Genomic DNA, 11,290 nt, shown 5'->3' on the forward strand with positions numbered 1-11,290 from the left:
GTGGTGAACTTCCTCTTGCGCCAACATAGGTAAAGAATGAATGGCATACTCAGGCTGTGCTTGCAATGTGCTTAATGCAGATAACAGTGTACATAAATGCTGATTTAGCTGGGTAATATGGGCATGCGTAAACAAACTAGTATCATATTCCCATGTTAAGCCCAGTCCCATATCACTGAGACTCATATCAATGTCTAAATCATATTTAGCGCGAATAAAGTCACTCTGGTAGGTTTGTAACTCGACATGAGGCAATTGAAATGACTGTGTGCTGCTGTCATCGTGAATACCATAATCACTATTGGTGGTCATGACTATCTGGAATAAAGGGCCGTGCAATGAACTACGAGGGATATTTAAACGTTCGACGAGCTTCTCAAAAGGCACATCCTGATTTGATTGCGCATCTAAGTGTACTTGCCTGATATGCGACAAGTATGCGCTCAGTGTATCATGATTGGTATTCGTTCTGAGCACCAATGTATTGGCAAAAAACCCAATCAAAGGGTTTGTCTCTGACTGTAACCGGTTTGCAACTGGGGTACCAATAACAATATCAGCGCTGTTACTGTGCCGAGCCAATAGTAATGAAAGCGCACCATGTAATAACATAAAAGGGGTCAATTGATGCGCTTTTGCTACCGCTTGTAATTGGGTTGCAATATGCGCTGATAATTGCCCGTGCACAATCGCTACTTTACGCTCTTTTTCATTTGAGCGGGCTTTATCTAATGGCAGAGAATGCTCTGCGGGTACATCCGCTAATTGTTGCTCCCAATAATTGAGCTGCTTTTCAAGTACCCCCCCTGCTAAATAGGTTCTTTGCCACTGTGCATAATCACTATATTGAATATCTAACGGAGCCAACCCACTTTCTAGACCTTCGCTATAAGCATGGTAGAGTGTAAAAAACTCTTTCAGGAGTACTTCCATTGACCAACCATCGGAAGCGATGTGGTGCATATTCAGTAGTAGTACACCTGATTCTGAGGTCTGTTTGATATACCCGACACGAAGCATCACGTCTTGTGTTAAGTTAAATACCTGACGGGTCAATCGGGTCGCTTGTTCTGCCACTTCTGACGTTAACGTCTCACCTGTGAGATGGGTTAAATCTATCTGTGTAATATTGAAATCAACATCAGACATCGCACGAAACGACCTGATATGTCTCTCCTTGCACTTCCCGATATACCGTACGCAGTACTTCATGACGCTCAATGATGGTGCTAAATACTCGGGTTAATAAGGGGAGGTCCAACTTTCCCGACACCTCAAAAGCGATGGGCATATTATATTCTGTTGTGCCCTCTTGAAGGTTGTCAATGAACCATAATCGCTGCTGTGAATACGATAACGGGATGTTCACTTTGTGAGTGGGATGCTTAATTATCTTTTTATATCCGTTGGTATTTATATAGTAAACAATGTGTTCTTTGTGCTGCTTTATCCGTTGGATCAGTGCTGGGTCTGGCTGCTCACTGTCAAAGCCTACCTTTAATTGATCATTATCAACTACTTCAAATGAGAATAGCGCCTCTGAACACTCCGCTATCAAGTCTTTAATATTTTCCACTGAAACTCTATCCTTAGTCTCTAAAATAACCTTATTTTTAATGGAGATTACCTGTGTAGTGTAATGTACTGCCATAACAGGTAACCTTTTGTGTAAAGCAAACTATGACATGTATGCCACTGTCATGATTAATTGCTTAAATAGCAGGTAACACAACACTGCGAACAGCCCAGTTCACCGCTCACTTTACTCATACTAAATAACCTCAGCTCTGGATAAGCGAATTTGCCCAATAAAGCTATTTTTCTCACTCTCGGCGTTGCTTTCATTTGTAATAGCCTGCTATTACCGCATAAAAGCGCATTGATATTGAACAAAATATCATCATTGGATTGTACGTAAGTTTGTTTTCAAAACATTTCCTATTCCAAAACCCTTATCCAAACCTGAGGTTAAATAAGACTTAATTTACAAACAATGTTGAGCTTACTTTTTTATTTTTCGCTTTCCACCAGCTCTCAACAATTAAGGTTCGTAAAAGCCATCGATCTTCACCATTAAATTTCGGCTCATAAGCATTACGAGAATGTACAACTCTGCGATTATCAAAAATGAGTAAGTCTCCCTCAGCCAAAGATAACGAGATGCAATTTTTAACAATCGACTCTTTGACAGCAGCCATTGCATCTTTAGACTCATTGCTACATGCCTCCATGTAGGCTGGATCGTAAATTATCTCAGGATCAGAGGTGCCATCCAACACTTGAACTTTACTGCTTTGCAATTCGCCATCATTAATAAACGTCAAATCTTCCCAAATTAAATAGTCAAATTTGCTCAATTGCCGCTCGTCACTATCAGATAAGTTAAGATGACGTGCAGGCATCAAGTACGTCTGTACCTTGTGATCTTCTCTTAAACAAAACAACGACACATAGTCTGCTTTCATCTCATGAAAACCATCTTCTACATGCCATTCTAGAAAAACACTATTCGTCCCAACTTGTTTATTAGAATCTTGTTTTATAGGAAAAACATCATCCACTAAACCACTGGTTATTTTATCTTTAAAGTTATACAAGTAGCCTAGAGAGACCGATATAACCGATTGTAGTAGCGCAGCAAAATCACGTTCTCGGCTAATGACATCATGTTTTTTAGGTGGGGTAGGACACAGACCAGCTTGTAGAGGCAAGTTTTTTAACAGCAAATAACTATTCGTATTCCCTTTGAACTTAAACTCCAGTAATTTCTTTTTAATTCTCTCTGGAAATTTAGTCCATGTCTCTAAATAGCTATACATAATCTCTGCACCATCGTCTGATTCAACAGACTGATGTTCACCAATAATCTTTTCTATTTTCTTTTTTTCAAGCTCTGATAAAACCAAAACGACACTGGTGCTTAACGTGTCACTGTCTCTCATATTAATTATAGAGCTACACTCTTTTCTCAATTCCATATTTCCCTCCTAAGACAAATACATGTCCCGTTAAAAGTTATCTGTGCCTGAAATCAAATAGCGCATGCTACACATCTACCAACAACCTCAAGGCCTCGTTGGTTTTTTCTTTGGTAGCCTAAAACCGTATTGCTCACTCAAAGCAATACGGTTAAAGACAATATTTTTTAACCTGCGATTAGAGGCACCTATACATTATTTTTATATCACTATTGAATTCTTGCTTTCAGACACCGCAGGTACGACTGCGGGTTCAGTTAACGCTTGCAACTCAATAACCTTCTCAGCAATATGCTGAATTGTCGGGTTACCAAATACGTCTTTAATAGACACACTCACACCATATTCACTATCAATAGAGGCGATTAATCGACTAATTAACAAAGAATGGCCGCCCAACTCGAAAAAGTTTGCTGTGATACTGATCGTAGTGGCATCTAGGTTAAGTAATTCCGCCCAAGTATCGGCTAAATTACGTTCCACATCCGTTGTGGGGGCACTATATTCATCCTGCGACAGATCTGGATCTGGGAGTGCTTTCTTATCTATTTTTCCATTTGACGTCAGTGGCCAAGTATCCACCACAATAATCGCACCAGGCACCATGTAATCTGGCAAGTTGGCTTTTAGTGATGCTTTAGTGCGTGTAACAATATCTAACTGCGTACTGTGTTCAAATTCACCATCTAGTTTAATATAGCCTACCAGCTGTTTACCCGTTGATGACTCTTTGGCCATCACCAGTGCAGTATCAATATCAGTCAATCCAATTAACTGTGACTCCACCTCGCCCAACTCTATTCTAAAACCCCGAATTTTAACTTGGTCATCTGCACGGCCAATAAACTCTAAATTACCATCAGGCAAATAACGGACGAGATCTCCCGTGCAATATAAGACATTTCCAGTGAGATCTTGGCTCTGATTGTGTACGAACTTTTCATTCGTCAGTGCCGTGTTATTATAATACCCCATCGCTAACCCATCACCTGCCACATATAGCGTCCCAGATACTCCTTGCGGTGCTAACTGCAAATTATCATCTAATATATAAAGTGACGTATTTGGAAACGGTGTACCCAATGGCATTGAGTGCATGTTAGTTTTTGCCATATCCTGATAATTCGCTTTATAGTAACTCGTATCGATGACAGTTTCCGTTTGTCCATATAAATTGTAAACGTCTGTTTTTTCATCAATAACTTGCGTGAGTAATGCTAAATCCTCTTTTTTCCATGCTTCACACCCAATCGATATATGCTGAAAGCTCGTTAATCGGGCTTTATTCTCCAATAAGTGACTAGTCAGTACTCTAATAACACTCGGTACAAAATCACCGTAGCTCACTTGATGATGCTCTATCAGTCTATGAAGATCACTTGGAGATATCAGCGTTTGGTACGAACAAATAACAAGCTTGCCACCATTACTACAAAGCGCCTTAACAATATCGCCCAACAAAATATCGACCGACAAGCCAGCCATTTGTAACACTGTGAGCGGCTGCTTATCAATTTCGAATATCTCATCCCAACCTACTTTTCGCGCAATTAAGGCTTTATGCTGAACCATAATCCCTTTTGGTTTACCAGTTGTTCCTGACGTATAAATTACATACACCAAGTTTTCAGAAGTTAAGCTTATTGATGCCTTATCAATGTTATCAATTGAATACTCGGTAAAAATTGACTCGCCATCGGCCTCCTGATCCAGTATGAGCAGTTTACCCTCAACGCTAGACAATTTATCCGTCAAATGAGCCTGAGTTAATACAACCTCTGGTGTTGTATCCTCTAGAATATCATTAATTCGCGACTGAGGGTGTGTCGGATCAAGTGGTACATAAGCCCCCCCAGCTTTTAAAATACCCAGTATACTGATCACCATCTCCAATGAGCGCTCCACACATAACCCTACCAATGTATCAGGCTTTACACCATGATTTATCTGTAAGAAGTGAGCAATTTGGTTGGCTTTTTCATTGAGCTGTTTATAAGTGAGTGACTCATTCTCAAAGGTCAGTGCAACACTCTCAGGGGTTTTTGCGACTTGTTCTTCAAATAACTCATGAATACACTGTTCATTAGGGTACTCTAATTGCGTACTATTAAGCGTATGGACAAGGTGGTGAACTTCTTCTTGAGGTAAAATTGGCACAGCATGAGGCGCTTGATCTGCCTGAACGTCCGTGTGGCTGAGGTTACTTAACAATTCACACAAATGCGTGTTCAACTGAGCTATGTGAGACTCTGAGAACAAACTCACATCGTAGATCCAATTTAAGCTCACACCTTGCTCATTAATACTCACGTTCAGCTCTAAATCGAACTTAGATTGAATAAGGTCTGATTGATGCGCCTGTAATTCGACATTTGGTAATTGAAAACACTGGGCATTGCTATCACTATTAACACCAAAATCACTGTTCGTCGTGAGCATAATTTGAAATAACGGACTGTGCTCTGTGCTTCTTGGTACCTTTAAGCGCTCTACCAATTGTTCAAATGGCACATCCTGATTTGACTGAGCATCTAAGTTCACCAATCGAATATGTTCAAAAAAACGAGAGAGTGTCTCATGATGCGTGTTAGTGCGCAGCACAAGTGTATTAACAAATAAGCCAATCATAGGCTCTAGTTCAGCTTGAAGGCGATTTGCTATTGGTGTACCAATCACAATATCATCGCTATTACTGTGTCTGGCTAATAGCAATGACAAGGCGCTATGCACAAGCATGAAAGGTGTTAAATTATGACTTTTAGCCAATTCGAGCAAACCTTGCGCAAGGTTACTTGAAAGCTCATGTGTAACAATGGCACCGATATGTTGCTTTGTTTTAGGTCGCGGATAATCACACGGTAATGAGTGTATCATCGGCGCGTCATGAAGTTGCTTTTCCCAATAATTTAACTGTTTATCTAACACCTCCCCCTCTAAATATTCTTTTTGCCAATAAGTATAATCTGCGTACTGAATATCCAGCGGTGGTAATGGGTTTTCCTGCCCTTCACTATACACATGATATAAGGTAAGAAATTCTTTGATCAATACTTCAGTAGACCATCCATCCGATGCAATATGATGCATATTGAACAATAGTACACCTGAATCAGATGCTTTTTTCACATAGCTGACACGCAACATTAAATCTTCTTTTAGATTAAATGGCTGGTCCATGTCATGACTTATCATGGCGTTCACTGCGACAGTAAGCGCATCACCGCTCAAATGAGTGCAGTCTTCTACTTTTATCTCAAAGTCAATGTCAGATACATCTCGAATATATTGATGTGCACGCCCAGCTTCAGCAACGTATACGGTACGTAGCACTTCATGGCGTTCTAAAATGGTGGTAAATACACGCGACAATATCGATAGATCCAGCTGACCTTTTACTTCAAAAGCGACCGGCATATTGTACTCTGCCGATCCCCCTTGCAAGCTATCTATGAACCAAAGTCTTTGTTGTGCATAGGACGTGATTATTGAATCTCCAACTTGTGCCGGCCTTGCTCTTAACTGTGGTGCGCCCGACGTAGCGTATTCTTCTAACAATTCAACAATGTCACTTTTCATGGCCACTATTTGTGCTTTAATCGTATTATCCATCGCGCCGGGAGGCGCTTTAAAAGCTAACTTACCTTTTTCTAAATAAAGTATAATGCCCTTACCATTGGCCTCTTTCAATAACTCTACAACATTCATAATAATCCTCCCTCCATCTCACTTACTTCGCTATCGTGTGTTGCATTTAGTAAGATCATTGGTTCTAAATACGCTGCCAATTCGGCAATTGTTTTATTTTGAAATAACACTCTGACGCTAATATTGACCTCAAATTGCTCTTGGATACGATTAAGTACCTTCATCGCCAACAGTGAGTGCCCCCCAATATTGAAAAAGTCATGAGATGTACCTATCGTCATCGACGTATCCAGTAGCTCTTGCCAAATAGCAACCAACTTAGTTTCCACATCCGTTGACGGCATCACATAATCCGCACTTGTGTAATTTAAAGCCAATGCCACCAACGCTTTCGAATCCAGCTTACCATTTGATAAATAGCTAAACTCTTCAAGTTCGATCAATTGGGTCGGTACCATATATTCAGGTAGCGCTCCTTTCAATTTCAGGATGATCTCTTGCTCAGACACCTTGGCACCAATGTAAAACAGAGACAAACTATTACCGACCACCTTACATTGTGCTTGTTCCGACAAACCATTATTTATGACAAACATGGATACTTCCTCAGGTTCAATCCTAAATCCATTCAGTTTCACCTGATCATCAAGTCGCTCCAGATACATTAAATTGCCATCGGCTAAAATTTGTACATGGTCACCGGTTTTATAGAACTTGGTAGACGCTAAATCACAGTACTCAAGCGCAGCAGCAGTGAGTTCATCTTGTCCATAATAGCCAGAAAATACCGAGTCTCCACTAATTTGCAGCTCACCCGATTCACCAACCTCTGCAATCCGACCCCCTTCCGTTATTACTCGGCAGCTCAGGTTATTAATTGGATATCCAATTGGCACAAAGTCAGTCTGTAAACGCTCATCAAAACGCCAAAATAGCGCATCAATACAGCACTCTGAAGGCCCATATAAATTTACAACGTCACAATTGAATGCATTCTTTGTATTGAGTGCTGTTATGGTTCTTAACGCTTCCCCTCCGCAGAAGATCGTGTCTAAGTGATATGTCTGTGATTCAGCTCTTGATTCTATTAACAAGTCTAACAATGAAGGGACAATCTGCATGCGCGTAATACGTTGTTCAGTCAAAGTCTGTTTAAATAATGCCTGATCATAATTGATTGCCTGCGGTGCTATTACCATGGTTGCACCAACCATTAACGGACTCCAAAACTCCCAAACAGAGGCATCAAAGCTTGCTGACGTTCTTTGTAAAAAACGGTCTTGAGGGTTAAACTTGAACTCTGTGTTTATCCAAGTCATATGGTTAAGTAGCGCTTTGTGGCTAATGCTAACCCCTTTCGCTTTTCCCGTCGAACCAGATGTAAATAAAATATAGGCTAAGTCATCTGATGCAATCTTAATCGCAGGCGCAGTAGTATCGTATTCATGCAAATCCAACTCAGCATAATTAATCGAATGACACCCCTCAACCATCAACTCCCCTTGACAGATCAGAGAGCTGGCCTGTGCATCTTGTATCATAGCGCTAATACGCTGTGCAGGAAGATCAATATCAATCGGGACATAGGCAGCCCCTGTTTTCATAATGCCCAGCATCGCAATAACAAATTCAATAGATCGAGTAAGGCATAGCGCAATGACATCGCCATGACCAGTACCTGCGGCGATCAAACAGTTCGCCAATCGATTTGCATCGTCATTAATCTCAGCAAACGTATGCTTTTTACCATCAATTTGTATTACAGAACCTCCCGTTGTGTCTGCAATGTTAGTAAACTGATCTAATACTGAATGACAACTCGCTGTGACGATGTCACCACGGCCTTGATAAGCAGGCTGCTTCTGAGTACATGCCTCACCAATGTGCTTTATTAAATCAGCTTTACAGCTTGCTACAAAATAAGCCATTGCCTGTTCATCCATATAACCGGTGTCATATGTAAACTGTAATCGGCTGTTTTTCCCCTGGTTAATAAAGAGAAATTGTATTTTTAACGCTTCCGATAGACTCATAATTTGCTCAACATCACTGTGCGACGCTGACGATCTGTCAATACTATCGAAAATGAAACTAAACCCTGAAATTTCATGGTCATGGCTTTTAATAAAGCATTCACCATAATCAACACCCTGCTCACTTAATGCTTGCTCTTGTTTGATTGCAGTATCAAACACTCCATCCATGTCGGAGAATAAAGGCACTGCTCGACTTAACGGTCCGATAGCATCGGCAAGATCACTGTCTGCACGACTATCAAATACTCTTGATAGCACCGCGTCTGATGAGTACCTTTTTAGCGTGTGTCTCAAACTAGTGCAAATCACTTCTGCAATACTCACTTGATGTGTAAATGCATAACTCGCAATGGGATCATACAGGTCATCTAGCGCCATCGTAGAAAACGCATACACACTTTCTGTCGCCTGAACATAACGTTGTAACGACAGCTTTTGATCTAACGCTCGCTCACTTTTATCTCGAGTCCAAAATTTACGGGCATCTAATAATTCTTCATCTAGTAGGAAATCACCTAACCAAGGTGCCAAATCTTCATATTGAATGATCTCGTCATGTAACCGCCCTTGTGCATCCTGAAGGCGGCCGTTACCTGCATCAACTAAAGATTCAAGCAAATAATTCAGTGAGAAAACATCTGTGTTCAATCCCATAACTTCAAGATGAAGCCAACATGAGTCGACCATTTCTGCCACGACAACTCGTACCCACGGTTCAGTCACACTGCTAATTGACTGTGTTTGTGACTCCTTTTTCTTTTGCTCAGTGACCTCATCTTCATTCAATCCGTGCCAATTCAAAGTAGAAAACTGAATTGGTATATCAGTGGAAACGTGCTGCCATAACGCACCCAATTCATCGGTTTCATAATATGTGCGGAGGATATCGAAACACCCGACCAATTGATGTAAGTACGCTTCAATACCCTGAGCATTGAGCATACCAGGGTAGACAGCACTAATAGCAGCCGTATTTAATTGTTCTTTATTCGTATTATTTAGCTGATTCCAATGCGCTCGTTGGATCGGAGACGCCAGCACTTTATTATTCATTGGTTATTCCTTGTTTTTCCGGTTGATGAACAACCAAAAAATATTCATGTGTGTTTATCTAATTATCAACAAAGAACTCTAGACACTTGTAAAAGCATCAATTTAATTTTAGGAAAAGTGATATTTACTGTAAAAATATGCCTAGCTATATTTAACTTTAATATTATTAAATAATAAATTTATAAGAAGCTAGCTCTCTCTTAGTAACATCTTTGTTGCTCTAATTTATCTTGCTACAAAAAGCCCATTTCCATTTCTTCTTGCTGGGCATTATCTGATTCAGGAGCATAGGCACCTGTATCCGCAAAGTGCTGCATTTCCTGGGCAATTTCACTTAATACAATATTGATATTATCTAACTTTTCTTGGTTCTTTCGTAATTCAACTTGTTCACCTACAATGCTAAAATCAAGATACTTTTTAAAAGAGGTAAAATCCTTGTATTGTGCATAACAACCTGCAAATAAACCTTCCCACCCAGCAAAAGGAGGTGGGTACCTGAATTTATCATGTTCCTTAAAACCAAATTTAGGATTCGTAATAATCACTTTAACCGCAATGCCTATTCGTTCAAATTGAGATGGTCCTGACGAATGAAATTGATTGGCCCTGAAAATATAAGCATCACCCAATGAAGGTTTAACAACACAGCTTGTTTTCATGTCACTTTTAGATAGTGTCGAGATTTTTCCTTTTGCATCATAATATAAAAAGCTCTCTTTTAACGTACGCATGTCCAGCGACGTAAATTCTTGAGCAACACTTAAGTAATCTGGCGATTGTGTTTCGCCATCAATTAAAAAGTTACTTTTCGGAAATGAATCTTCATCGTACAAACTCGGTACATCTTCCGCTGTCATTACTTCAAATAAAGGCTTTTCATCTAACTTCCCTAAGGCTTTTTGACGATACAATGGTATCCATAAGTTATAACAAGGCCCCATCCATTGATCGATTGAATCAATATGCCACTGGTACTTGTTCTCTTTGTTTAACTCTGAAACCGGTCTAACCGCTGAGTTTTCTAAGTTTACTGGTGCAACAAAATCATTTACATAAGCAATATCACTGCGACTTAAACCAGGATGAAGATCCTTTAAACCATCGATCACAATATCCAAAAACTCATCAGAATTCGACTCAATAAACTTCCTATTTACATAGTGGAGTTGATCATAAAAACAGTCTTTTTTTTCAATACCTGTAATTGTAGAGTGTACTAGTCCCAGTAAAAGCCTATTAGGAATAGGTTTATCTAATTTCAACATAAATACTGCACCTTTAAATACCGTAAGTTTAAATCAATAATTACATAATAAAAAATCGAGAAGTGAAAGCCACCCTCAAATAAATCCGTAATAGAAATCAGAAAACAATACAAAAAAACCAAGATAATTTGAATTGTCTTTTCTTAAAGTATATTCATCGAATTTATTTTATATCATCTTACATAATCAATTGTAAAATTGATTTCAATTAAAAACCCAAGTCAATTAATACTTATTAGAATATAAATCAATTAGAAAAACTTAAGTTTCAATAAAAAATGCGTCAACCTCTCATGCGTGAGATATTAAC

General features: G+C 39.6%; 6 protein-coding genes. All 6 read right to left on the reverse strand.

The features are described 5' to 3' along the window. A partial coding sequence (locus tag BGP78_RS17250; RefSeq protein WP_259386365.1) for a condensation domain-containing protein occupies positions 1–1,149 on the reverse strand: 1,149 nt, incomplete at its 3' end. After that, positions 1,142–1,576 (reverse strand): condensation domain-containing protein, encoded by a 435-nt coding sequence (locus BGP78_RS22970; protein WP_259386366.1) that lies wholly within the window; start codon positions 1,574–1,576, stop codon positions 1,142–1,144. The genes BGP78_RS22970 and BGP78_RS17250, both read right to left, overlap by 8 nt. A 403-nt stretch (positions 1,577–1,979) precedes the next feature. Further along, on the reverse strand, positions 1,980–2,978 hold the full coding sequence (locus BGP78_RS17255; protein WP_119862547.1) for a TauD/TfdA family dioxygenase: 999 nt from the start codon (positions 2,976–2,978) through the stop codon (positions 1,980–1,982). A gap of 201 nt (positions 2,979–3,179) precedes the next feature. Further along, entirely contained in the window at positions 3,180–6,683 is a 3,504-nt protein-coding gene (locus BGP78_RS17260) for a non-ribosomal peptide synthetase (RefSeq protein ID WP_119862548.1), read from the reverse strand. Further along, on the reverse strand, positions 6,680–9,712 hold the full coding sequence (locus tag BGP78_RS17265) for an amino acid adenylation domain-containing protein (protein WP_119862549.1): 3,033 nt from the start codon (positions 9,710–9,712) through the stop codon (positions 6,680–6,682). The genes BGP78_RS17260 and BGP78_RS17265 overlap by 4 nt, the downstream gene beginning before the upstream one ends. Positions 9,713–9,945: 233 nt before the next feature. Further along, entirely contained in the window at positions 9,946–10,980 is a 1,035-nt protein-coding gene (locus BGP78_RS17270; protein WP_119862550.1) for a hypothetical protein, read from the reverse strand. Positions 10,981–11,290 lie beyond the last annotated feature (310 nt).

This window comes from Pseudoalteromonas sp. MSK9-3 (assembly GCF_003590335.1).
Taxonomy (GTDB): Bacteria; Pseudomonadota; Gammaproteobacteria; order Enterobacterales; family Alteromonadaceae; genus Pseudoalteromonas.